At 71.5% G+C, this 23,729-nt stretch carries 18 protein-coding genes; 7 read left to right on the top strand and 11 right to left on the bottom strand.

Features of this window, described 5'->3' with window-relative positions:
• Window positions 1-8: 8 nt before the first annotated feature.
• The 6 genes from cutA to Pth03_RS14675 form a co-directional block, all read right to left on the bottom strand.
• Window positions 9-2,393 (bottom strand): aerobic carbon-monoxide dehydrogenase large subunit, encoded by a 2,385-nt coding sequence (gene cutA / locus Pth03_RS14700; protein WP_203944798.1) that lies wholly within the window; start codon window positions 2,391-2,393, stop codon window positions 9-11.
• A gap of 69 nt (window positions 2,394-2,462) precedes the next feature.
• A complete protein-coding gene (locus tag Pth03_RS14695; RefSeq protein WP_203944797.1) occupies window positions 2,463-2,942 on the bottom strand; it encodes a (2Fe-2S)-binding protein in 480 nt (159 codons plus the stop codon).
• Window positions 2,939-3,838 carry an FAD binding domain-containing protein gene (locus tag Pth03_RS14690; RefSeq protein ID WP_203944796.1) on the bottom strand — a complete coding sequence of 300 codons (900 nt, stop codon included), beginning with the start codon at window positions 3,836-3,838 and terminating at the stop codon, window positions 2,939-2,941. The genes Pth03_RS14695 and Pth03_RS14690 overlap by 4 nt, the downstream gene beginning before the upstream one ends.
• An 18-nt stretch (window positions 3,839-3,856) precedes the next feature.
• Window positions 3,857-5,227 carry a uracil-xanthine permease family protein gene (locus Pth03_RS14685; protein WP_203944795.1) on the bottom strand — a complete coding sequence of 457 codons (1,371 nt, stop codon included), beginning with the start codon at window positions 5,225-5,227 and terminating at the stop codon, window positions 3,857-3,859.
• Window positions 5,228-5,537: 310 nt separating this feature from the next.
• Window positions 5,538-5,756: an RNA-binding S4 domain-containing protein gene (locus Pth03_RS14680; RefSeq protein WP_203944794.1), complete on the bottom strand. Its 219-nt coding sequence runs from the start codon at window positions 5,754-5,756 to the stop codon at window positions 5,538-5,540.
• A gap of 15 nt (window positions 5,757-5,771) precedes the next feature.
• A complete protein-coding gene (locus Pth03_RS14675; protein WP_203944793.1) occupies window positions 5,772-7,385 on the bottom strand; it encodes a PucR family transcriptional regulator in 1,614 nt (537 codons plus the stop codon).
• 158 nt (window positions 7,386-7,543) lie between these two features.
• Here Pth03_RS14675 and Pth03_RS14670 point away from each other — a divergent pair, with 158 nt between their 5' ends.
• From Pth03_RS14670 to Pth03_RS14655, 4 genes are all read left to right on the top strand, one after another.
• Complete coding sequence (locus tag Pth03_RS14670) at window positions 7,544-8,461, top strand: oxamate carbamoyltransferase subunit AllH family protein (RefSeq protein WP_239119037.1); 918 nt, start codon at window positions 7,544-7,546, stop codon at window positions 8,459-8,461.
• Window positions 8,458-9,825 carry an AllF/FdrA family protein gene (locus Pth03_RS14665; protein ID WP_239119036.1) on the top strand — a complete coding sequence of 456 codons (1,368 nt, stop codon included), beginning with the start codon at window positions 8,458-8,460 and terminating at the stop codon, window positions 9,823-9,825. Before Pth03_RS14670 ends, Pth03_RS14665 begins: the two co-directional genes overlap by 4 nt.
• Window positions 9,822-11,207: a YlbE family protein gene (locus Pth03_RS14660; protein ID WP_203944791.1), complete on the top strand. Its 1,386-nt coding sequence runs from the start codon at window positions 9,822-9,824 to the stop codon at window positions 11,205-11,207. The genes Pth03_RS14665 and Pth03_RS14660 overlap by 4 nt, the downstream gene beginning before the upstream one ends.
• Window positions 11,208-11,381: 174 nt before the next feature.
• Complete coding sequence (locus tag Pth03_RS14655) at window positions 11,382-13,352, top strand: protein kinase domain-containing protein (protein WP_203944790.1); 1,971 nt, start codon at window positions 11,382-11,384, stop codon at window positions 13,350-13,352.
• A 34-nt stretch (window positions 13,353-13,386) separates the two neighbouring features.
• On the opposite strand, the gene Pth03_RS14650 is transcribed toward Pth03_RS14655, so the two are convergent.
• Genes Pth03_RS14650 through Pth03_RS14640 form a run of 3 tightly spaced genes read right to left on the bottom strand, consistent with a single transcriptional unit; the run spans window position 13,387 to window position 18,180 of the window.
• The gene (locus Pth03_RS14650) at window positions 13,387-15,012 is read right to left on the bottom strand and encodes a bifunctional 3'-5' exonuclease/DNA polymerase (RefSeq protein ID WP_203944789.1); all 1,626 of its coding nucleotides are present in this window, start codon (window positions 15,010-15,012) and stop codon (window positions 13,387-13,389) included.
• A 33-nt stretch (window positions 15,013-15,045) separates the two neighbouring features.
• Window positions 15,046-16,551, bottom strand: coding sequence for a metallophosphoesterase family protein (locus tag Pth03_RS14645; protein WP_203944788.1), 1,506 nt, complete (start codon window positions 16,549-16,551; stop codon window positions 15,046-15,048).
• Window positions 16,552-16,584: 33 nt separating this feature from the next.
• Entirely contained in the window at window positions 16,585-18,180 is a 1,596-nt protein-coding gene (locus Pth03_RS14640) for an FAD-binding oxidoreductase (RefSeq protein WP_373318540.1), read from the bottom strand.
• 67 nt (window positions 18,181-18,247) lie between these two features.
• On the opposite strand from Pth03_RS14640, the gene Pth03_RS14635 reads away from it, so the two are divergent.
• The 3 genes from Pth03_RS14635 (at window position 18,248) to Pth03_RS14625 (ending at window position 21,195) form a co-directional block, all read left to right on the top strand.
• Window positions 18,248-19,768: a glycerol-3-phosphate dehydrogenase/oxidase gene (locus Pth03_RS14635; RefSeq protein ID WP_203944787.1), complete on the top strand. Its 1,521-nt coding sequence runs from the start codon at window positions 18,248-18,250 to the stop codon at window positions 19,766-19,768.
• 87 nt (window positions 19,769-19,855) lie between these two features.
• On the top strand, window positions 19,856-20,761 hold the full coding sequence (locus Pth03_RS14630) for a ferredoxin family protein (RefSeq protein ID WP_203944786.1): 906 nt from the start codon (window positions 19,856-19,858) through the stop codon (window positions 20,759-20,761).
• Window positions 20,762-20,880: 119 nt separating this feature from the next.
• The gene (locus Pth03_RS14625; RefSeq protein WP_076434697.1) at window positions 20,881-21,195 is read left to right on the top strand and encodes a WhiB family transcriptional regulator; all 315 of its coding nucleotides are present in this window, start codon (window positions 20,881-20,883) and stop codon (window positions 21,193-21,195) included.
• Between the two features lie 79 nt (window positions 21,196-21,274).
• Here the strand turns inward: Pth03_RS14625 and Pth03_RS14620 are convergent, their stop codons facing one another.
• Both Pth03_RS14620 and rsgA read right to left on the bottom strand, forming a co-directional pair.
• Window positions 21,275-21,946 carry a phosphoribosyltransferase gene (locus tag Pth03_RS14620; RefSeq protein ID WP_203944785.1) on the bottom strand — a complete coding sequence of 224 codons (672 nt, stop codon included), beginning with the start codon at window positions 21,944-21,946 and terminating at the stop codon, window positions 21,275-21,277.
• Between the two features lie 37 nt (window positions 21,947-21,983).
• A complete protein-coding gene (gene rsgA / locus Pth03_RS14615) occupies window positions 21,984-23,081 on the bottom strand; it encodes a ribosome small subunit-dependent GTPase A (RefSeq protein WP_203944784.1) in 1,098 nt (365 codons plus the stop codon).
• Window positions 23,082-23,729 lie beyond the last annotated feature (648 nt).

The raw sequence follows: 23,729 nt of genomic DNA, 5'->3' as shown, positions 1-23,729 counted from the left end.
TGGGCGTGTCACCGGGAACGGCGCAGTTCCCACAACTCCGGCGGCGAGATGGGCATCTTGTCGATCGTGATGCCCTCCGCGTCCTCGATGGCGGCGGCGATGACCGCCGAGACGGGGATCACCCCGGCCTCCCCCGCGCCCTTGACCCCCAGCGGGTTCAGCGGCGACGGCGTCTCCAGGTGGGCCGTCTCGATGCGCGGCACCTCGGTGGCGTACGGCATCAGGAAGTCCATGAACGAGGCGTTGAGCAGCTGCCCGTGCTCGTCGTAGACCATCTTCTCGTAGAGCGCTCCGCCGACGCCCTGGCCGACCCCGCCGTGGATCTGCCCTTCGACGATCATCGGGTTGATCAGCTTGCCGCAGTCGTGGACCACCGCGTAGCGCAGGATCCTGATCTCGGCCGTGAGCGGGTCGGTCTCCACGATGGCGGCGTGCATGCCGGACGCGAAGGTCGAGCGGACCGGCGAGTAGTAGTCCTTGCCCTCCATCCCGGGCTCCTCGCCCTCGGCGACCGGCGGGCGGTCGGCGGGGGCCGGCGAGGCGAACTGCGTGGCCCGCTGGGTCTCCTGGTCGAAGGAGTACCGCAGCGGGTTGGACAGCACCGCCACGGTCGCGAGGGGGATCGACGCCGACGGCGCACCGGCCACGTGCACGACGCCGTCGGTGATCTCCAGGTCGCGGGGGTCGGCCTCCAGCGCGTCGGCCGCGACCCTGAGCGCCTTTTCCCGCACCTTCCTGCAGGCCAGCGCGATGGCGTTGCCGCTCATCACGGCCGCCCGCGAGGCGAACGTGCCGACCGCGTAGCCGAAGCGCCGGGTGTCGCCGGTGACGACGGACACCTTCTCGATGGGCACGCCCAGCTCGGTCGCCGCGATCTGGGCGAAGACGGTCTCGTGCCCCTGGCCCTGCGAGGTGAGGCCGGTGGAGACGTGCACCCGGCCGTCGGAGGTGATCTGCACGTGGCCGCCCTCGTACGGCCCGACCCCGGTGCCCTCGACGTAGCAGCCGATCCCGATGCCGATGATCCGCCCCTCGGCGGCGGCCTCGGCCTTCATCGCCGGGAAGGAGTCCCAGCCGATGATCTCCTTGAGCATCCGCAGCGACTCGGGGTAGTCCCCGCTGTCGTAGATCAGCGGCCGGCCGTCCTGGAACGTCATGCCCTGGTCGAAGGGGAACTCGTCGGGCTGGATGAAGTTGGCCGCGCGCACCTCGGTCCGGTCGAGCCCAAGATGGGCGGCGATGCGGTCCATCGTGCGCTCCATGCAGAAGACGGCCTGCGGCCTGCCCGCCCCCCGGTACGGCGTGACCTGCACGGTGTTGGTGTAGATCGAGGAGAACTCCACCCGGTAGGCGCCGAGCTTGTACGGCCCGACCAGCTGGGTGGAGGTGATGATCGGCACGATGATGCCGTACGGCGTGTAGGCGCCGTGGTCGTGCAGGATGTTGACGTCGAGGCCGAGGACGCGCCCGGCGTCGTCGAAGCCGACCCGCACGTAGTGCACCTGGGCGCGCTCGTGCGAGGAGGAGATGAAGTGCTCCCGGCGGTCCTCGGTCCATTTGATCTCGCGGCCGAGCTGCCGGGCCGCCCACGGCACAAGGACCTCCTCGGGCCACGGGTGCACGATCTTCACGCCGAATCCGCCGCCGACGTCGGGGGCGATGACCTCGACCTTGGGCAGCGGCAGGCCGAGTTTGGCCGCGATGGCCATCCGCACGCTGGTGGAGGTCTGCGTGGAGGAGTAGACGCGAAGGGACTGGTCGTCGGAGTCCCATCGGGCGTACACGCCCTTGCCCTCCAGCGGCATGGACGCGCTGCGCTCGATGTCGAGGCGGAAGGCGAGGGTGTGCGGCGCCGCCTCGATGGCCTCGCGTGCCGACTGCCCGGACGCCGAGGGCACCTCCTGCACGAGGTGCGCCCCGATGTTGCCGGGAACGTCCTCGTGGACGAGGTTGACCGCCTGTGCGGCCTCCTCCACGCCGACGACCGGCTTGAGGATCTCGTAGTCGACCTCGATGAGCGCGCAGGCGTCCTCGGCCAGGTAGCGGTCGGCGGCGACGACCATGACGACGGGCTCACCGACGTGCCGCACGACGTCACGCGCGAGGGCGTGGCCGGTCCTGCCGTGCGTGAGCGCGGGGTGCGGGATCAGCAGCGGCAGTGGTTCGGCGAGCAGGCCGGGCAGGTCCTCCCACGTGTAGATGGCGACCAGGCCCTCGACGTCGAGGGCCCCCGACACGTCGATCTCCCGGATCCGCGCGTGCGCGTGGGGCGAGCGCACGAACGCGGCGGCCAGCGCGTTCGCGCCGAGGTCGTCGAGGTAGCGCCCCCGGCCGGTGATGAGCCGCTCGTCCTCCCGCCGCTGGACCGGCTCCCCGAACAACTTCGTGGTCACGCTTGCTCCTCGCCTAGCGGCTCGTCGGAGCCTGCCCGCTTGTGGTGCTGCGCTTGATCGCTCGCTCGCTCACCGGGCCTCCTCCGCCTGGATCTCGGCGGCCCGATGAACCGCCTTGATGATGTTCTGGTAGCCCGTGCACCGGCAGAGGTTGCCGGAGACGGCCTCCAGCACCTCCTCCTCGGTCGGCGCCGGGGTCTCACGCAGGAAGGCCGTGACGGTGCACAGGAAGCCGGGAGTGCAGAAACCGCACTGGAGGCCGTGGCATTCGGTGAAGGCCCGCTGCACCGGCGACAGACCGTCGTCGCCCGCGAGGCCCTCCACGGTGGTGATCTCGTGGCCGTCGGCGGTGACGGCGAACGTCAGGCACGAGCGCACGGGCTCGCCGTCCAGCAGCACCGTGCACGCGCCGCACACCCCGTGCTCGCATCCGACGTGCGTGCCGGTGAGACCGAGGTCGTGGCGCAGGCAGTCCGACAGGAGCCGCCGGGCCGGCACGCTGGCCTCGCGCACCACCCCGTTGACGGTCAGCGTGATCGCATGGTTCATGCCTGCCCCTCCCCCGCCGCGCGTGCGGCGTCTTGGGCTGCGTCGTGGGCGGCCTCCCGCAGTGCCCGCGTGACGAGCACGCCGGTCAGGTGCCGCCGATATTCGGCCGTCGCGTGGATGTCGTCCTCGGGCTCGATCGTGTCCTGTACGGCTCCCGCGACCGCGTCCCAGTCGACCGAGGCGACCGGGCGGGTGCCGCACACCTGCGATACGTCCACGACGACGGGCACCGGGCCCACGCTGACGCAGGCCACCTTGGCGGCGGCGATCCTGAAGTCCTCGTCCAGGGTGACGGCGGCGGCCACCCCCGCCATGGCGTAGTCGCCGTGCCGCCGCGCCACCTCGCAGAAGGCGGTGCCCGACCGTCCGGGCAGGGCGGGGAAGAACGCCGAGACGGCGAGTTCCCCGGGCAGCAGGGCCGACTCCAGCGGGCCGACGAAGAAGTCGGTGGCCGCCACCTCGCGCTCTGCTCCACGCCTGGCCAACCGTACGGACCCTCCGAGGAGGGCCAGGACGGCGGGCATCTCGGCCGAGGGGTCGGCGTGCACGAGGCTGCCGACGACGGTGCCGCGGTTGCGGATGACCGGGTGGGCGACCAGCCTGAGCGCCTGGGCCAGCAGCGGCTGCGCCGCCTTCGCCGAGGCAGATCGTTCCACTGCGGCGTGCCTGGCCAGGGCGCCGACCCGCACCCCGGACGCGTCGGCGGCGATCGTGTCGAGTTCGGTCAGGCGGTTGATGTCGACGAGGTGCCCGGGGGCGGCCAGCCGCATGTTGAGCAGCGGGATGAGGCTCTGGCCCCCGGCCAGCACCTTGCCGTGCCCGCCGGCCTCGGCGAGGGCGTCGAGCGCCTCGCCGAGGCTCGCCGGGCGGTGATAGTCGAACGGAGGTGGTTTCACGAGTTCAGGGCCCGCCGGTCAGCCCGCGGCCGCGTCTCGCTCGAATCCGATCTCCCCACCGGAGACCTCCTTGTCGGGCCGGCGCGCGATCGCGCGGAGAAGGTGATATCCACCAAGTACCACTATCGTGCCGAGCGTGATGCCTGCGAGCTTGAAGTCGCCGGTGATCTGATGCTCTACGGGCCCGATCGCGAGGATGATCCCCGCCCCGATGGGAACCATGTTGACCGGGTCGGAGAAGTCCACCCGGTTCTCGATCCAGATCTTCGCGCCGAGCAGGCCGATCATGCCGTACAGGATGACGGTGATTCCGCCCAGCACGCCGCCGGGCGTGGCGGCCACGAGCGCGCCGAACTTCGGCGAGAAGCCGAACAGGATCGCCACGACGGCGGCGATGTAGTAGGCGGCGGTCGAGTAGACCCGGGTGGCGGCCATGACGCCGATGTTCTCCGCGTAGGTGGTCGTCGGTGAGCCGCCGACCGCGCTGGCCAGGGCGGTGCCGACTCCGTCGGCGGCGATGGCGCGGCCGATGAGGGGGTCGATGTCCGTGCCGGTCATCTCGCCGACGGCCTTGACGTGGCCGACGTTCTCGGCGATGAGGGCGATGACCGCGGGAAGCACCAGGACGATTGCCGACGCCTGGAAGCTCGGCGCGTGGAAGTGCGGGAAGCCGAAGAGGTCCGCCTGGGAGAGGGGCCCGAAGTTGACGCGTGGATGCGTGTCGATTTTTCCGATGTTCGCGTTGAACGCGGTGATGTCGCCCCAGATCTTGTCGGCGAGCCACGACACCACGTATCCGAAGATCAGGCCGAGCAGGATGCCGATCCGGCCGAGAAAGCCCTTGAACACGACGATGAACACGCCGGTGGCGAGCATCGTGACGAGCGCGATCCAGGGGTCCTGCGGCCAGTAGACGTCGGCGACGACGTAGGCAAGGCCGAAGCCGATGAGCATGACCACCGCGCCGGTCACGACCGGGGGAAACACCTTGTGGATGATCTGGACACCGAGGTAGTGGACGGCGACGCCGACGGCGGCCAGCACCACGCCCGCGACGAGGATGGCGCCGGTCACCCTGCCGTCGTCGCCGCCCGCCGCGCGGATGGCCGCGACGGCGCCGACGAACGAGGCCGACGTCCCGAGGTAGCTCGGGATCTTCCCCTGGACGATCAGCAGGAAGATGATCGTGGCGACGCCGGACATCATGATGGCGAGGTTGGGGTCCAGGCCCATGATGACCGGGAAGACGAACGTGGCGCCGAACATCGCGATCACGTGCTGGGCGCCGAAACCGACCATCCGCGGCCAGCTCAGCCGCTCACCGGGCTTGACGACCTCGCCCGGCGCGAGGCCTCTTCCATCACCGTGGACGTTCCATCGAAAGACCATAGGAGCCCCTTCAGCTATGAGGCCGTGGGCCGGTGGCCACCCCGCGGGCTCCCCGCCGCGGCGTCACACGCCGGTCGGTCTCGACCGTTTGCCGGGACTTTAGGACTGCCGGAACGGTTAGACATGGGCATGATCTGCCAAACCCGGAGCCGTGGGTAGCAGAGGCCTTGCGCACTGTTCGGGATCGGCCTCCGTGCGCCAGGTCGTGTCTGACAAATAAAGCCCGGACGGCGTTTGTCAGGCAAGCCCCGGCGCCGAGTTCCGCCGATGTCGTGCGCAGCCGAGCAGGTCCAGGAAGGCCGGTCGCCGATCAGGGGGCGGCGACCACGCGGATCTCGAAGCCATCTCCGGTCACCACCTGGCCCGAGCGGATCTTGCACGCCTTGCGCAGCTCGACCTGGCCGTCCACCAGCACGTTCCCTCCGGCGATGAGGTGCTTGGCCGCGCCGCCGCTTTCCGTGACGAAGCAGAATTTCAGCAGATCGCACAGCGGGATGTACTCGCCCTGGAGCTCGAAGGTCTCTTTCACGGCGTCAATATAGGGTCAGATGCCGCGCATGCGGAGCACATGGAGCGCGAGAGTCAGGTTCAGCCGCAGGTGGGCGTCTTCGGTGAAGTTGCCGAGCAGCCGTTCCAGCTTGCCGATCCGGTACCGCAGGGTGTTGTAGTGGAAGTGCAGCCGGCGTGCCGTCTCGGCGACGTTGAGGTTGGTGTCCAGCAGCACCTGCAGGGTCCTGCGCAGGTCGGCGTTCTCCGCGTCCTCGTCCCCCGCCAGCGCCCCGAGGGTCTCCCTGACGAAGGAGTGCAGTTCGTCGGTGTCGTTGACCAGGGAGAGCAGCCGGTAGACGCCGAGCTCGTCGAAATGCGCGACGGCCCCCGCCCCGTGGAGCTGACGGCCCACCCGCGCCGCCTTGAGCGCCTGGCCGTAGGCGGCCGGCAGGGCGTCCGCCCCTCCGGAGACCCGGCTGAGCCCGGTCGAGAACGTGCCGTCGGCGATGGCGCCCAGCGCGTCCCTGGCGATCCTGGCGGCGTCCACCTCCGCGCCGACGATGGCGACGACCTCGTGGGAGAAGCCGGCGACCGCGCCGCGCGAGTCGTATTTGCGCACCGCCGCCTGCCAGGCGGCGAGCATGCGGTCCTGCGCCGGGCGTTCGTCGGCGTCCGGGTCGATCTCGGCCACCAGCACGCTGACGGGCCGTTCCAGGTTCCACCCGAACGCCAGTGCGCGTTCGGCCACCCGCGTGCCGCCCCGGCCGGTGAGCACGTCCCTGAGGAAGTCGGCGCGGTATTTGCTCTCGACGGCGGTGACCGCCTCCTGCCGGGTGATGACGAGGGCCGCCACGGTGGCCGCGCGTTCGAGGATGCCGATGTCACTCGGGGTGAGCGTGCCCGCCGCGCTGAAGACGACGATCCTGCCGTGGTGGTGACCTCCCGCCACGACGGGGACGGCGACGTAGTGCCCGTCGGCCCTGGTCACCGGTTCGACCATCGGGGTGGACGCCGCGGCGCCCATGGTGTGGGCGTCCTTGAGCATCGCCACCTGCTCGGCGTCCCCGGCCGTGGCCGTGAGGAGGCCGGAGGCGTCCACGACGGCGACGGCCACGTGCAGCAGCCCGGCGACCTCGGCGGTGACCTCGCGCATGCCTCCGCCGGCGAGCACGATCTGCACGAGCGCCCGGTGGGCCTCCTCGGTGCGGGCGAGGATCGCCGCCTGCCGGTTGAGGATGTCGGTGAGCACCTGGTTGAGGATGTCGTCGAAGCCGACGTCGTTCGGGAGCAGGATCAGCGGGAAGCCGAGCCTGTCCGCCTGCTCGACCATCTCGCCGGGCAGCTCGTCGAGATAGCGCCCGAGCTTGATGGCCAGGGCGGCCAGGCCGCGTTCGTCGAGGTCGGCGACGAGGCGGTCGAGCGACTGGGGCGTGTTGCGCAGCGGGTAGCCGGTGGTGAGCAGCAGCTCGTGCGGCTTGACCCACGCGAGGATGTCGGGAACCTCCATGACGTTGAGCCGCTGCACGATGCGGTCGAGCCCGCTCTTGCCCGCGATGAGCCTGGCGTCGGCCAGGGTCGAGACGCCGAGCACCTCGCCCACGGAAACGCCGTGGAGGATGGTTCCCGTGCTGGCCAGTCGCATGGCGGGCGGGGCAGGATCCGTTGTCATGGTGTGCTCCGGAATGTGTACGTCTCCCGCTGATTGTGCATGATCGAGGTGACTGTCAGGAAGAGCCAAGCATTCGGCCGACTGTTGGCAGCTTTCTCCGTACGGACCGTGCCAACCGCGTTCTAGCGTCGGCAGGAACTGGCATGGCGGGAGGTTCGGTGACCGTAGGCGCGCACCCGAGGGCCCGGCGAGCAGCACCCGCACTCCGGGTGGCAGGAGCCCGCACCCACGTGAACGGGGCGGCGAGCACCGCCCTCCGCCCCGCCCTGGAATCCCCTCGGCGCCCGGCCCGCGTGCTCGCGACCTTCCCCCTCGCCGTCTATCTCGAGGTGAGGAGCGAGTCGGAGCCTCACGTGATCGCGCTGGTGACCGGCGAGGGGATCAGGCTGCCCAACGCGGTCGTGCTCGGCGAGCCCCTCGACGGCATCGCCCCCGGCGCCGACGGCTGGGTCGGCGACGGCATCGTCGAGGTGGGCGGCATCGGCGTCCGGGTGCGCCGCTGGTGGGATCCGGCGCCGCCGCTCGGCCCCGCCGATCCCGTACGGCTGTGGCGGTCGCACGACCTGCTGAGCGGCATCCGCGAGCGCTCCCGGCGGCGGCCCGGCCTCGACCTGGCGGGCGCGCCCGCCCTCCTGGCCTCCGGATGCCGCGCCGGGTCGCTGACCGACGGCATCACGGCGGCCGAGCGCCTGATCGGGCTGGGGCCCGGACTGACGCCGAGCGGCGACGACATGCTCTGCGGCCTGCTGATCGCGCTGCGGCACTTCGGCGTGGCCACGGGAACGCCCCGGGCCGTGTGGCTGGCCGACTGGCTGGCGGCCGCCGTCACCTACGACGCCCGCACCCGCACGACGCCGATCTCCGCCACCCTGCTTCACTGCGCCGCCCGGGGCGAGGGGAGCCCCGAGGTGATGGGCCTGCTGCGGGGCCTGGCGGGCCTGCAGCCGCTCGAACCGGCGGCGGGCCGCCTGCTCCGCCTGGGCCACACGTCGGGCGCCGACATCGCCTGGGGCGTACACATCGGCCTGTCCGCCGTGCTGTCCCATGCCGCCACGTCCAACGGGGAGAATTCTTGAGCGATCTGGTCGAAGTGCGCACCGGGGTCTACCACGACTCGGTGAGCCTCATGCGGGTGAGCCAGGCACTGACCGCCCGCGCGGGCGTCGAGGTGGCCGTGGTGGCGATGGCCACCGAGCTCAACGTGGATCTGGCTCGCGACCTCGGCTTCGCCGTACCGGCGGCCACGGGGGGAGATCTGCTGGTCGCGATCAGAGCGTCCTCGGGAGAGGAGCTCGATGACGCGGCGGCCGAACTGGAGCGGCAGCTGGCGGCCAGGGCGCCGGCCGGGCAGGCCGGCGCCGGCGAGACGCCGCCGCGCACCATGCGATCGGCGAGCAGGTCATGGGACGCCACGGTCGCCCTGGTGAGCGTGCCCGGCGAACACGCCTTCGTGGAGGCGGCCGACGCCGTCGAGGCCGGCCTGTCCGTCATGATCTTCAGCGACAACGTCCCGGTGGAGCAGGAGATCCTGCTGAAGGACCGCGCCAGGGACAAGGGCGTGCTGGTGATGGGGCCCGACTGCGGCACCGCCGTGATCGGCGGCGCGGGACTGGGGTTCGCCAACGTGCTGCGGCCGGGGCCCGTGGGGGTGGTGGCCGCCTCCGGCAGCGGGGCCCAGCAGGTGACCAGCCTGCTCGATCTCGCCGGGATCGGCGTCAGCCATCTGCTCGGCGTCGGCGGCAGGGACCTGTCGGCGCAGGTGGGCGGGCGCTCGGCGATCCAGGCGCTGCGCGCGCTCGACGCCGACCCCGCCACCGAGCTGATCGTGCTGGTCTCCAAGCCCCCCGCTCCCGAGGTCGCCGCCGCCGTCACCGGTCTGGGGCTGTGCAAACCGGTCGTGCACGCCCTGCTGGGCCCGGGCCAGGACGACCTGACCGCCGCCGCCGAGAAGGTCCTGCGCGCGCTCGGCGCCCCGGTGCCCGAGTGGCCGTCGTGGCCTGCCGTACGGCAGGGCCGTGCCGAGGGGGGCCCGTTGCGCGGGCTCTACTCGGGGGGCACGCTGTGCACGGAGGCCGCGCTGATCGCGGGAACCGGCGAATTCACCGACTTCGGCGGCGACGAGTACACCCGCGGGCGCGCCCATCCGATGATCGACCCGGCGCTGCGACTGGAGGCGCTCGCCGCCGTGGAGTCGGGCGTCGTCCTGCTCGACGTCGTGCTCGGCCACGGCGCCGACCCCGACCCCGCGGCGGCCCTCGCCCCGGCGATCCGGGAGGCGGGCGACCGCGGCGTGGCCGTCGTCGTCGCCCTCGTCGGCACGGTGGGCGACCCGCAGGGCCTGCGCGCCCAGGCGGCCCTGCTCAACGAGGCGGGAGCCGACGTCTTCACGTCCAACGCGGCCGCGGCTCGCCACGCAAGCGACCTGATCGGAGCCTCATGACCCTCTCGATGTTGTACGGCGAGCCGCGTGTGATCTCCGCCGGGGCGTCGATCCTGGCCGAGGCGCTGGACCAGCAGGCGGTGCCGCGTCGCGAGGTCGCCTGGCGTCCGCCGCTGCCCGGCACGTCGGATGCGCTCGCCCTCGTGCTCGCCGACCCCCGCCGCGAAGCCGCCAACGAGACGGCGGTCGGGCGGCTCCTGTCGGCCCGTCCCATGCTCGTCGGCGTACGGCCCGCCCGTGACGCGCTCGGCCTGGAGCCCGGCACGTTCTTCCACGCGGGGCCGCCCATCACGTGGGAGCGCGCCTCCGGGCCCATGCGGGGCGCCCTGGTGGGGGCGATGCTCTTCGAGGGCCTGGCGCCCACTCCCGAGGAGGCCGAGCGCAGGCTCGCCTCCGGCGAGGGCATCACCCTGGACTCCTGCCACCACCACCGGACGGTCGGCCCGATGGCCGGGGTCGTCAGCCCGTCGATGTGGATGCTGGAGGTCTCCGACGCCGAACACGGCGGCACGGCCTACTGCTCACTCAACGAGGGCCTGGGGAAGGTGCTGCGCTACGGCGCCTACGGCCCCGAGGTGATCGAGCGCCTGCGCTGGATGGGCGACGTGCTGGGTCCCGTGCTCCAGGCGGCCCTGGAGCGCACCGGGCCGCTCGATCTGCGCGCGCTCGTCGCCCAGGCGCTGCAGATGGGCGACGAACTCCACAACCGCAACCGGGCGGCCACCTCGCTGATGGTCCGTGAGATGGCGCCGGCGATCGTGGACGCCTCCCCCGGGCGCGCGGCCGAGGTGCTGCGTTTCGTCAATGGAAATGATCATTTCTTCTTGAACGTGGGAATGGCTGCGGCGAAAGTCGGCGCCGACGCCGCGAGGAACGTTCCCGGTTCGAGTCTCGTCGTCGCCATGGCCCGTAATGGGACGGAATTCGGTATCCAGGTGTCCGGGCTCGGCGACCGGTGGTTCACCGGCCCCGCGGGCGTTCCCGACGGCCTCTATCTGGGCGCCTACGGCCCCGACGACGCCAACCCGGACATCGGCGACTCGACCATCACCGAGACCACCGGCCTGGGAGGCTTCGCCATGGCCGCCGCCCCGGCGATCGTGCGGTTCGTCGGCGGCGAGGTGTCGGACGCGGTCACGGCCACGACCTCGATGTACGAGATCACGATGGCCGAGCACCCCGCCTACCAGATCCCCGGGCTGGGCTTCCGCGGCACGCCCGTGGGCATCGACGTCACCCTCGTGGCGCGCACCGGCATCCTTCCCGTCGTGAACACCGGCATCGCCGGACGCGTCGCCGGAACAGGCCAGGTCGGAGCGGGTCTGGTGAGCCCGCCGGTCGAGGCGTTCACCGCCGCGCTGCGCGCCTTGAGCCAATCATGAATTCCCTTTGAAGGGCGATTGACCCTAATATCGGTGCCCAACCTCACATATACGGTGAAATTCGCTCGATCCATTCGGGGGATCTTGCGGATCGAGCGATGAATTGGGGACCTTCGTATGACGACGGATGGCCTGCTCGGTATGGTCCCCTCTATGCCAGAAGGTCAGGGTTCCATGCGAGGCGTCCCCCCCGAGGCCGCCCCGGAGGGGCAGGGCCGTCTCGTCGGCAGGCGATACCGCCTCCTGTCCCCCGTGGGCCGCGGCGGCATGGGCATGGTCTGGCACGCCCACGACGTCCTGCTCGACCGCGACGTCGCCGTCAAGGAACTGATCCTCCCCTACGGCCTCGACCAGTCGGCCACCCAGGTCGCCAACCGGCGCATGCTCAGGGAGGCGCGCTCGGCCGCACGGCTCAGCCACCCCGGCATCGTCACCGTGCACGACGTGGTCGAGGAGGACGGCCGCCCCTGGATCGTGATGGAACTGGTCCGGGCCTGGTCCCTCGAGCAGGCCGTACGGCAGAGCGGGCCGCTGCCCGTGGTCCAGGCGGCCGAGATCGGCATCCGCGTCCTCGACGCGATCAGGCACGCGCACGCGGCCGGCATCCTCCACCGCGACGTCAAGCCGGGAAACGTGCTGCTCACCGCCGACCGGGTCGTCCTCACCGACTTCGGCATCGCCGCCATCGAGGGCGACGTCAGCATCACCCAGACCGGCCTGCTGATGGGCTCCCCGGCCTACATCCCGCCGGAGCGCCTGCAGGGCCGCCCGATCACCCACGCCGCCGACCTGTGGTCGTTCGGCGCCACGTTGTACGCCGCCGTCGAGGGCCGCCCGCCGTACGAGGGGGCGGACGCCGTCGCGGTGCTCGGGGCGGTGCTCACCCAGGAGCCCAACCGGCCGCAGCGGGCCGGCGCCCTCCTGCCCGTCATCGACGGACTGCTGCGCAAGAACCCGGCCGACCGCCTCGCCGCCGCGCAGGTGGCCGAGATGCTGGAGCGTGTCCTGCACAGCAACGGGGCCGGTCTGCCGGTCCGCGGCATGAGCCCGTCCTCCGTGCCGACGCCGCAGAACTCCACGCCGTCCGGGCTGCTGCCCCCGCTGGACATCCCGTCGGGGCCGCTGCCCTCGCGCATCATCGAGACGCCGTCGGGACCGGTGCGGGTGCCGTACGCGCCCGAGGACATGCCCCCGTCGGCGAGCGGGCCGCTCACCGGCCCTCACACGACCGGCGGGCCGCTCACTGGGCCGCAGTCCGCCGGGCGGTCGACCGGTGCGCACCCGATGGCCCCGTTCGACGCCCCGTTCGATGCCCTGTCGTCGCCGTCGGGCTCGAACCGCGCACCCGAGCGCTCACGCGAGCCCTGGCCGGCGCCCACACCCGGCGACCTCGCGCAGGACGCCGGCCGCGACGACCCGCTGACGACGAGCGGGCCCTACGCGCTGCGTTCCACCACCGGCCCCAACCGGGTGGACGAGGCTTCTGCGGAGCCGCCGTCCACGGGCGGCGGGCGCCGGGCCGGGACCCGTGAGCGCGAGCCCCGCTCCGTCCTCCTGATCTCCGTGACCGCCGTCGCCGTCATCGGCCTGGCCGTGACGCTGCTGCTCGTGCTGCTGCCGAGCGGCGGGGACGACGCGCAGGACGTCGCCGGCGGCCAGCCGCTCACGGCCGGCCAGCAGCAGGCGCCGACCGGGAAGCCTCTCGCCGCGATCTCGGTGCCGAAGGGCTATGAGAAGCATTCGGAGGGCGGCGTGACCGTCGCCGTCCCGAAGGGCTGGTCGGTGACCACGCAGATCTCGTCGGTGACGTATTCGGGCCCCCGCGACAGCGGCCAGCGCATCAAGATCGAAAGAATCGACGACGGCAGCCTGGCGGCGTTGCAGGCGGCCGAGCAGAACCTCAACATCAAGGACTATCCGAACTACACCCAGATCCAGCTCGGCAAGGTGAACTACCGCTGGCCGGCCGCCGACTGGGAGTACACCTACACCAACTCCAGCCAGGTGACCGTGCACGCGGTCATCCGCTACGTGGCGGTCGACGGCCAGGGCTACTCGGTGGCCTTCTCCTCCCCCGACTACGACTGGAGCGAGTCGGCCGCCTCCGTGCGGCAGACGCTCTTCAGCACCTTCACGCCCTCCTGACCGCACTCCTGACCACCCGGAGGCCCCACGCGGGTCATTTGGCGTCGGCGTAGCAGGCGACCGCGACCGCCTCCATGGGGAAGCGGACCGGCGTCTGCCCGAAGAGCAGACGGGTCGCCTCCTCGGCGGCCCGCCCGACCGCCGCCCGGGCCTCGTCCGCCAGTTCGGCCGGGCAGTGCACCATGACCTCGTCGTGCTGGAAGAACACCAGACGTGCGGGCTCGGGCAGCAGGCCGCGCAGCACGGCCATGAGGGTCAGCGCCCACTCGGCGGCCGTGGCCTGGACGACGAAGTTGCGGGTGAACCGGCCCCGGTCGCGGGCCGCCCTGGCGCCTTCAGGCCCCGCGACCAGTTCGCGCCACCGCGCCGACGGCGGCGGGCTCGTACGGCCCAGCCACGACCGGACGATCCGCCCCTCCTCCCCTGCGCGGGCGGCGTCCTCGACGAACGCGTACGCCTGGGGAAAGCGCTGCCGCATGACGGCCAGCAGCTTGGGGGCGTCGCCGCTGGTCCCGCCGTACATCGCGGACAGCATGGCGATCTTCGCGGAGTCGCGGGCGCCGCCGAACGCCTGTGCCAGGGCGGCGTACAGGTCGATCTCCCCGGCCGCCCGCGCGAGCCCCCGGTCGCCCGCCATGGCCGCGAGAACGCGCGGCTCCAGTTGTGCGGCGTCGGCCACGACCAGCGTCCACCCGTCGTCGGCGACCACGACCTTGCGCATGACCTTGGGGATCTGCAGCGCGCCTCCTCCGCTGGTGGCCCACCGGCCGCTGACGACGCCCCCGACGACGTATTCGGGGCGGAGCCTGCCGCCCCTGACCCACTGGCCGGCCCAGGCCCAGCCGTGGGCACTGTAGAGGCGGGCCAGCTCCTTGTAGGCCAGCAAGGGCCGCGTCGCCGGATGCTCGACCTCCTTGATCACGTGTGATCTGGTGGACGGGATCGTGATGCCCGCGCCCTTGTACGCCTTGACGATCTGCTGCGGGGAGTCGGGGTTGACCTGCTGGCCGAACGCGGCGGAGATCTCGTCGGCCAGGGCCTGCAGCTTGATGGGGCGCATGCCGTGGGCGGGCCGCGGGCCGAGCAGCTCGGTCAGCAGGGCGTCGTGCACGTCCTCGCGCCACGGCATGCCGTCGTGCGCCATCTCGGCGGCGACCAGCGCGCCCGCGGACTCGGCCGCGACCAGCAGCCGGAAGCGCCCGGGATCGGGTGTCGCGGCGATCCTGCGCAGCTGGTCGTCGAGGACCTCGGCGACCAGGACGGCCTCGGCGACCTCCGGACCGTCCTTGGCGGGCTCGAAGAGAGCGACCTGCGCCCCCGTCGCGGGCTCGTGGGAGTCGTCGGGCACCGGCAGGCCGTGCAGGCGCGCGTAGGCCGCCGCGGCCTGCCTGGGCTCGCCGTAACGCCCCTCCGCCGCCAGCAGCAGCCCCTCGGTCAGGGCGACGTCGTGGCAGCGCGACAGCCGTACGCCACGGGTCAGCAGGGCGGGATAGACGCGCCGGGCGTCGGCCCAGACCCAGCGGGGCCGCCCGCCGTCGTCCTCGGCCGCACGCTCCAGTTCGCCGACGGCGGCCGGCAGGTCGGCGACCCTCTGGGTGTCCCGGCCGGGGCGGCGGATCGTTCCGCCGCCCTCCGGGTCGGCCGCGACGACTACGTGCACGCCTCCAGGGTGCCAGGCGGCACCGACAACGGCTCAGAGCGGGATCTCGACCTCGTCCTCGAGGGGCGGCTCGACCTCCTGCTGGAGGCAGCCCGTCGCGGCGAAACAGCGGATCTTCAGGTGGCCTGCCGTCACCGACACGTGCAGGAAGCTCTTGAAGAACGGCGGAGTGTCCCAGTCCGACAACTCGGAGATGTACCGGTGGAAGATCCGGCCGACCGGCAGGTGGAAGGGCATCGGCCAGGCGCCGAGCAGCCGGGCCGCCCAGCGCATCCGGGCCGTGATCGGCACGTCCGCCGAATGGCGCGGCGGCGTGTTGCCCACCTGCTTCGCCGTGAGGGCCAGCCCCTGCTCCGGCGTGAGGTACAGCCAGCGCATGTGGAGCCGCTTGCTGTACAGCAGGCTGTAGAACGACAACGAGTCGCCGCGCAGGGGGTAGCACCTGAACTCGTCCTCGTGCACGCCCCCGACGTCGACGCGGGGGATTGTGTGCGTCGCGTGCATGAACGCGCCGCCGCCGCCGGAGACGATGTACTGGATGGTCCTGTCGCCCACGCGGACGGGAAAGCGCTCGTAGTTGTGCACGTCGCCGCCGATGGCCGCCACATAGTTGCAGGCTGGATCGCGCACGATGTCGTCGACCGTGCCCCCGCCCTCGATGGCGCAGGGGTGGTACTCGTTGCGGACGTAGATCGGCTTTCCGGTGATCAGGATCTTGGGCCGGGGGTCGGCGGAGACCCGGCGCAGCCACTCCCCCTGCTCTCGGTCGAGGTCGCCCCTGATGCCGGTGTCGATGCCGACGAGCAGCAGCCTGCCGAGGTCGAGCACCCAGTACGGCGCGGGCAGCGTCGCCTGCTGCTCCGGAAGCGGGCGCATCTTCTGGGCCTCGTCCAGGGCGGGTTCGTCAATGGCGTCGGGCTTCTTCCAGAGCAGGCCGCGCAGGCCGGAAGGCGACAGCCGGAATCCCTGGCGTTGCACGTGCAGCGGCTTGGCATCGCAGAAGACCCGCATGAACCCGCCGAGCCCGTCGTACCAGTCGTGGTTGCCGGGGACGGCGTAGATCGGGGCGGCATAGTCCTTGTAGGGGCGGAAGAACTTGTCGCGGTATTCGTTGCCCGAGCCCGTCGGGTAGATCACGTCGCTGGCCACCACCGAGAACGACGTGCCCTCGCCGAGCTTCAGCATGCCGGGGATCACGGCGTACTGCGACGCGTCGCCCTCACCGGTGTCCCCGAGGACGAGGAAGGAGTACTCCTCGCCCACGTCCTGCTTGATCCGGAAGTCGGGGTCGACGCCCCGCTCCCGCTGGGCCGCCACCCAGCGGCGCCTGACCTCGGGCGACGGATCGCCGAAGAGCCCGGCCAGCACCTCGTTGCGCGAACGCCACAACGTGAGGGGGTTGAGCCAGGTGAAGGTCTTCGTGTTCGGCCGTAGCGCCTGGAAGGTCCCGATCGTCTGACAGTTCCATCCGGCCCCGTCCTCGGAGACCCTCGACGAGACCTGCTTTCCACGCGCCGCGGCGGCACCGACATCGACCATGGGACAATCTTGACGGTTTCCCGGCAAACGGATCTACGGAATGAGCACACCCGGATTGAGGATGCCCGCCGGGTCGAGCCTCTCCTTGACGGCACGCAGGATCTCGCCGCCCAGGTCCCCGATCTCCCGCGCGTACGCCTCCCGGTGGTCGCGGCCCACCCCGTGATGGTGGGTGATCGTGCCTCCGGCCTCGACGATCGCCTCACTCGCCGCACGTTTGGCCGCCGCCCACTGGCCGATCGGGTCGTCCGACTGCGCGGTCACCACGGTGAAGTACAGCGACGCCCCCGTGGCGTACACGTGCGAGACGTGGCACATGACCAGCGGTGAGCCCAGGGAGGCCGTGAGCGCCCGCCGTACGGCGTCGTAGAGGCGGGGAAGCCCGGACCAGAAGCAGGCGGTCTCCAGCGTCTCGACGGTCGCGCCGGCGGCCAGCAGCGAGTCGCGCAGGTACGGCGCGGCGAACCGGCCGTGCCGCCACCGCTCCCCGGGCTCGGGGCCGAGCGGGACGCCGCCCGCGTCGGCCAGGACGAGCCCGGCCGCCTCATCACGGTGGACGACGTCCGCCACGGTGCCTTCATAGCCCACGACGAGCAGGCATCCCGAGCCGCCGGATGAGGTGCCGATCTCGTCGGGCCGGGCGAGGCCGATCATCGTTTCGGTCTCGTCCGACAGGCGCAGCACGGTGGGCGGCGCGGCGTCCTGGGCGAGCCGCCGCACCGCGGCGACCCCGGCCGCGAACGACTCGAACCGCCATCCCTCGTAGGCCCATGCCTCGGGAGCCCGGCGGACGCGCAGGCGCAGCGAGGTGATCACGCCGAAGGCGCCCTCGGAGCCGAGGAACACCTGCCGCAGGTCGGGTCCCGCCGCCGACTTGGGAGCACGCCCGGCCTCGATCGTGCCGCGCGGCGTCGCGACGGTCATGCCGACGACCATGTCGTCGAACCTGCCGTACCCGGCCGACGCCTGGCCGCTGGACCGGGCCGCGGCGAAGCCGCCGAGGGTGGCGTACTCGTAGGACTGGGGGAAGTGGCCGAGCGTCAGGCCGTGCCGCTCCAGCAACGCCTCGGCCTGGGGAGTGCGCAGGCCGGGCTCCAACTCGGCGATCATCGACTCCTCGTCCACGGACACGAGCCTGTTCAGCCGGCCGAGGTCGAGCGCCACGACGCCCGCGAAACCCGGCTGCGCGGCGGTGAGGCCGCCGACCACCGACGTGCCCCCGCCGAACGGCACCACGGCTACCCGGTGCTCCGAGCAGACCCGCAGCACGGCGGCCACCTCGTCGTGCGAGACCGGCGACACGACCGCGTCCGGCGCGTCCGAGGCGTCTCCGGCGCGCATCCGCAGCAGGTCGGGCGTGGACTTGCCGCGCGTGTGGCGGATGCGCGCCTCGTCGTCGGCCCGCACGTGACCGGCGCCCACGACCGCCTCGATCGCGGCGGACGCCGCCGCGGGCAACGACGAGGCGGGCAGGCGGACGTCCTGCAAAGCCGCCGCGGACGTCGCGGGCGCCCTGACGCCGAGGAAGTCCGCGAGCAGCCGGCGGACCGGCTCCGGCAGCTCCGCCGCCTTGGCCGGGTCGCCCCAGCCGGACCAGAGCATCGGCCGGGTCTCATCCGCAGGAATCATGAGGTCTCCACGACGTGGACGGCTCCGGGTAGGTTACCCAAGGGTAATGCGCGACCCAAGGAGACGTATGGACGCTTCGCCCGACATCGGCCGGTCATCGCTGAACGCCGCGCGGCGGGCCCGTGAGCTCGCCGAGGTTCGGGACACGGTCGTGGACGTGCTCGTGGTCGGCCTCGGCGCCACGGGGGCGGGCGCCGCTCTCGATGCCGCATCGCGCGGCCTGTCGGTGGCCGCGATCGACGCCCACGACATCGCCTTCGGCACGTCCCGGTGGAGCTCCAAGCTCATCCACGGCGGTCTGCGCTATCTCGCCAAGGGGCAGGTGGGCGTGGCCTACGAGAGCGCCGCCGAGCGCGGCGTCCTGCTCCGCCGCACCGCCCCCCACCTCGTCACCGCCCAGCCGTACCTGCTGCCGCTCACCCCGGCGGTGACGCGCGGGCAGGCGGCGGCGCTGATGACCGGCTACCGGCTCGGCGACGCGCTGCGCGCCGCGACGGGAACGCCGCGCCGCTCCCTGCCCGGCCCGTCACGGGTGCCGACCGCTCGGGCGCTCGCGCTCGCCCCGGCGCTGCGCCCCGACGGCCTGCGCGGAGGCCTGCTGTCATGGGACGGCCGCGTGGTCGACGACGCACGGCTCGTCGTGGCGCTGGCCCGCACGGCCGCCGCCCATGGGGCGCGGATCCTCACCCGGTGCCGTGCGCTCGCGGTGAGCGGGGACGGCGCCCAGGTGCGCGACGAGCTGACCGGGGCCGAGTTCGGTCTCAGGGCCCGTGCGGTGATCAACGCCACCGGTGTGTGGGCCGGCGAGCTCGACCCGTCGGTACGGCTGCGCCCCTCCCGAGGCACGCATCTCGTGCTGGCCCCCGGCACGCTCGGCGGGATGCGGGCCGGCATGCACGTGCCCATCCCCGGTGAGCGCAACCGCTTCGTGCTCGTGTTGCCTCAGCCCGACGGGCGCACCTACGTGGGGCTCACCGACGAGCCCGTCGACGGCCCGGTGCCCGACGTACCCGAGGCCCCCGAGCACGACGTGGCCTTCCTCCTCGACGTCCTGAGCTCGGTCCTGACCGAGCCGGTCGGCCGCGACCGGGTGGCGGGCGCCTTCGCCGGGCTGCGCCCCCTCGTCGACGGGGGCCACGGCAGGACGGCCGACGTCTCCCGCAGGCATGCCGTGCTGCGATCACGCGGAGGGGTGGTGACCGTCGTCGGCGGCAAGCTCACCACCTACCGCCGCATGGCCGAGGACGCCGTCGACGCCGCCTGCCCCCAGGCTCCCCCCAGCCGTACGGCACGGCTGCCGCTGGTGGGGGCGGGCGAGGCTGCCGGCGCCGACCGGAGGCTGGTGGAGCGGTACGGCGCCGAGGCCCGTGCCGTACAGGCGCTGATGCGTCAGAACCCGGAGCTGGCCGAGCCGGCGGCGCCCGGGTCGTCACTCGAGACGACCACGGCGGAGCTGGTGTGGGCGATCCGTCATGAGGGGGCCCTGGACGTGGGCGACCTGCTCGACCGGCGCACCCGGATCGGGCTGGTGCCCGCGGACCGCGAGGCGGCGATTCCCGCGGCGGAGGCGGCCCTCAGGCGTGCGTGAAGTTTTCAGGGGGCCCACCGGTCACAGCGCTTGACTCGGTTAGCTAAGGTAAGACTTACCTAATTGTGTGAGGGAGGGCAGGCGTCGATGGCCAACGGCTGTGAGCACTTCCCCGCTCTTCACACGGGCGCCGCTCCCGTTCTCGCGAGCGCGACCGTCGGCGCGAAGTTCTGGCTGCTCATTGAGCACTCAGGTCCCTGGGCGGCCTATCTCGACGAGTGCAAACTACCCGACAAGGTGCACGCCCTGATCGACCGGGCCACTTCGCTCGGAATCCGGCCGCAACTAATCCGCCGGTCGGGGCGACGCGCCGCCGAGACGACCACGACGCACATTTTCGTGGCGTCGTCCGCAGGCCCCGAACCCTGGCTGGCCGAAGGCCGTTTCGAGGACCTCAACGATCTTGACCTGGGCTCGCTCGTGCACGGAGTGGTTCCGGAGTCCTGCATACTGGTGAACGAGCCGATGTTCCTGGTCTGCACGCACGGCAAACGCAACGCCTGCTGCGCCCGTCTCGGCCTCCCGCTGGCCCGGTTTCTTGACGAAAACCTGCCCGGAGGCGTCTGGGAGACCAGTCATGTTGGCGGCGATCGATACGCCGCTAACCTCGTATGCTTGCCACACGGGCTTTACTACGGCAGCATGTCTCAGGCTGCTGCGATCGCGGCGGCAAACGCGTACCGGCACGGCGAGGTCGTCCTCGATCGTTTCCGGGGACGCGCGGGCATCCCTGAGCCACTTCAGGCCGCTGAGCATTTCGTCCGGTCTCACACCGGTGAATTCTCGGTCGGCGGAGTGGCCGTGGAATCCTCCCGGTCGGAAAGCGGCACCACGGTGTGCGTCGTGCGTTGCACGTCACCACGTGGATCGTCGCGATTTCGGGTAGTGGTCGAACCCGCGGTGTTCACCCCACCGTGCGGAATGACCTGCGCCGACGAGATCTCGACCTACAGGTTGGCCGAATTGAGGCAGCTCACTCCGGCCGTGGCCTGACGGTCCTTCCGCCCGGTATCGGGAACATCACGGCCAGTCCTGGCGTTGGATCGAGGGACGCCACAAGCGTCCAAAGCGGCACGAACCCTGAAATACCTCACATCAAAAGGTGGTTTCTCATGTCTCAGGTACGTCGGCAGCTCGCCCGCCCGCGCCCCAGTTGGGGTTGGCAGGATGATGCCGCGTGCCGGGGAGAGGACCTTGTGCTGTTCTTCGGCCCTGACGGTGAGCGTCAGCCGGAGCGCGACATCCGTGAGCGCAAGGCCAAGGCCATCTGCGCTCAGTGTCCAGTGCGCGCCGAGTGCCTCGACTACGCCCTTTCCCGCCCGGAGAAGTACGGGACCTGGGGCGGGCTGAACGAGGACGAGCGCGCCTCCGAGCGTCGTCGCCGCATGCGCCGCGCGGCGAGCGCCGGCATCAGCGCTGTCGCCTGAGTCTTCCCCCTTCCCCGACACGCGTCAGCAGGCCTCCGGGTGTTCCCGCCGACCGCAAGGAAAGCGGGACACCCTCAGGTCACGGACCGTCCGGGGTCCGGCCCCTCAGCAGATCAAGAACATCGGAATCGGTGAGCTGGTCGAAGGTTTCGTACCACTGGCCGACCGCCCGAAAACCCCACGGAACCGCTAAAACCACGACATTGTCGGCCTCTTGCCGCATCCGTCGTACGGTGTCTCCGGAAGCCACCGGCACCGCCAGCGTGACCGTCCCTCTCCCCTGTTGCCGAGCCCGGACGGCTCGCAGCGCCGCCGTCGCAGTGCCCCCCGTCGCCAGGCCGTCATCGACGACGATCACGTCCTTGCCCGCGACCTCCACGGGCCTGCGCTCACCTCGGTAGACCTCCACCCGCCTGGCCAGCTCCAGCCGCTCCCTGTCCACGACCGGGACGACGTCGGCGGGCTCGAGGCCCAGCTTCTCCAGCAGGTCGTGGTGGAACACCGGCTCCCCGCCCTCAGCGATGGCGCCCACCCCAAGCTCCGGCTGGCCCGGACACCCGATCTTCCGCGTCACCAGCACGTCGAGCGGCGCGTTCAGCATGTCCGCCACAGGTGCGGCCACCGCCACCCCGCCGCGCGGCAGCGCGAGCACCACCGGGTCACCCCGGCGCATGCGGTACAGGGCGGAGGCCAGGTGGGAGCCCGCCTGCGCCCTGTCGGCGAACGGCAGCCGCACCCGTTTCCGGTTCATGCGTGTCGTCATACCCGGCATAAGCCGCAGATCACGCTTATGGTCGCGATCTGCCCGAACGACGCATCTCCTTGTGGATGACCTTCCACTTCCGCGTCTCCTCGCTGCGCAGACGCGCGTCCGTACGGCGGGCCATCCAGGCGGCCTCGCGCTGGAGCTTGTACCAGCTCTCCAGCCGCCGCTCGGGCAGTTCCCCCGACTCGACCGCCGCCAGCACGGCACAGCCGGGCTCCTCCACGTGGGCGCAGTCGGAGAAACGGCACGAGCCGGCCAGCTCGTCGATGTCGGAGAAGACGAGATCTACGCCGTCGCTCATGTCGTACAGGCCGACCCTGCGGATGCCGGGGGTGTCGATGACGAGCCCGCCGCCCGGCAGCGGAATGAGCTCCCGGTGCACGGTGGTGTGGCGGCCCCGCCCGTCGGCCGCCCTGACCTGCTGGGTCTCCATGACCTCGCCACCGGCGAGCGCGTTGACCAGCGTGGACTTGCCGGCGCCGGAGGCCCCGAGCACCACCGCCGTCCTGGAGCCCGCAAGGTGGGCGCGGACGAGGTCGACGCCGTCGCCGGTCAGCGAGCTGACCGGGTGCACGTCCACCCCCGGCGCCGTCGCGGCCACGTCGGCCAGCAGGTCGTCGAGCCCGTCCTCGAAGAGGTCGGTCTTGGTGATGAGGACGACCGGCAGGCCGCCGCTCTCCCAGGCCAGCGCGACGAGCCGCTCGATCCTGCCGAGATCGGCGAAATCGGTGGAATGCATCGAGGGCTCGGCGACGAAGACCACGTCGACGTTGGCCGCCAGCACCTGGCCCTGCCCGTCGCCGGACAGCCCCCCTCGCGAGTGACGGCTGACGCCGCCGCGCACGAAGGCCGTCGCGCGCGGAAGAACCTCGGTGAGCTCGTAGCGGCCTTCAGGGAGCCGGCTCAGCGCCACCCAGTCGCCCACGCACGGCAACGCGACGGGATCGGCCGCGGAGGCCCTGCGGACGCGTGAGCCGTACATGGCCTGATGTGTGCCGAAGGCCGTGATGACCTCGGCGGCGCCGCGGTCGACGCGGGCCACCCGGCCGGGGACCGCGCCCGCGGGAAGCTGCGGGTAGAGATCGTCGCGCCAGCCGAGCAGAGAAAGATCGGAGAACATTTCTGAGGAACCCTTCGGAAGCGGGTGCCTCAGCGCAGGATCAGGCGGGCACCCGGAGGTAGATGGACGGCATGCTCGTCAGAAAGACCCGCATGATCATCACCTCCGATTTCTCCGTGGCCGCTCCGATCAGCGGCGTTCGCCTGTGGTCACCCCGAAGGGCGTTGCCCGAACGGGTTGCCCCGAACCTAACGGACACCCCCACCCCCCGCCAACCCATTTATCCCCCAGGAGTCTGGGCGTGATCATGCTTACGTGGGCGTGATCATGCTTACGTGGGCGTGATCATGCAGAAGTTCGAGAACATGCCCGCCTGCCAGCGGTTTTCCCAATCGTGATCATGCAGAAGTTCGGCGAAAGCCGTACCGACCTGCGGAAACGAGAACCGTGATCATGCAGTGGGCACCCCAGGGATGCGGGGCACTGATACTCAGGCCCGACGTTCACTACATGATCACGTACGGCGAAGCCGCAGGTCACCGACACTTCCGGCGAAGTTCTGCATGATCACGATCGGCGTCCTGCGAGGTCAGACCCACTCTCAGCGAACTTCTGCATGATCACGCCAAGGGGGTGGGGCAGCGAAGAGCCCCCTTCACCGAAGATCTGCATGATCACGCCCAAGGGGCGGGTGAAGGGGGCTCTGCT

The organism is Planotetraspora thailandica (assembly GCF_016863335.1).
Lineage (GTDB): Bacteria > Actinomycetota > Actinomycetes > Streptosporangiales > Streptosporangiaceae > Planotetraspora > Planotetraspora thailandica.
This window is presented reverse-complemented; position numbering and strand designations above follow the sequence as displayed.

Bases quoted from the DNA above. Each gene is read 5' to 3' on its own strand.
- Pth03_RS14645 (WP_203944788.1), bottom strand. From the start codon at position 16,551: ATGGTCGATGTCGGTGCCGCCGCGGCGCGTGGAAAGCAGGTCTCGTCG.
- Pth03_RS14695 (WP_203944797.1), bottom strand. From the start codon at position 2,942: ATGAACCATGCGATCACGCTGACCGTCAACGGGGTGGTGCGCGAGGCC.
- Pth03_RS14625 (WP_076434697.1), top strand. From the start codon at position 20,881: ATGTCTCAGGTACGTCGGCAGCTCGCCCGCCCGCGCCCCAGTTGGGGT.
- Pth03_RS14640 (WP_373318540.1), bottom strand. From the start codon at position 18,180: ATGATTCCTGCGGATGAGACCCGGCCGATGCTCTGGTCCGGCTGGGGC.
- Pth03_RS14620 (WP_203944785.1), bottom strand. From the start codon at position 21,946: ATGAACCGGAAACGGGTGCGGCTGCCGTTCGCCGACAGGGCGCAGGCG.
- Pth03_RS14685 (WP_203944795.1), bottom strand. From the start codon at position 5,227: ATGGTCTTTCGATGGAACGTCCACGGTGATGGAAGAGGCCTCGCGCCG.
- Pth03_RS14635 (WP_203944787.1), top strand. From the start codon at position 18,248: ATGGACGCTTCGCCCGACATCGGCCGGTCATCGCTGAACGCCGCGCGG.
- Pth03_RS14655 (WP_203944790.1), top strand. From the start codon at position 11,382: ATGCGAGGCGTCCCCCCCGAGGCCGCCCCGGAGGGGCAGGGCCGTCTC.
- Pth03_RS14660 (WP_203944791.1), top strand. From the start codon at position 9,822: ATGACCCTCTCGATGTTGTACGGCGAGCCGCGTGTGATCTCCGCCGGG.
- Pth03_RS14675 (WP_203944793.1), bottom strand. From the start codon at position 7,385: ATGACAACGGATCCTGCCCCGCCCGCCATGCGACTGGCCAGCACGGGA.
- Pth03_RS14630 (WP_203944786.1), top strand. From the start codon at position 19,856: ATGGCCAACGGCTGTGAGCACTTCCCCGCTCTTCACACGGGCGCCGCT.
- rsgA (WP_203944784.1), bottom strand. From the start codon at position 23,081: ATGTTCTCCGATCTTTCTCTGCTCGGCTGGCGCGACGATCTCTACCCG.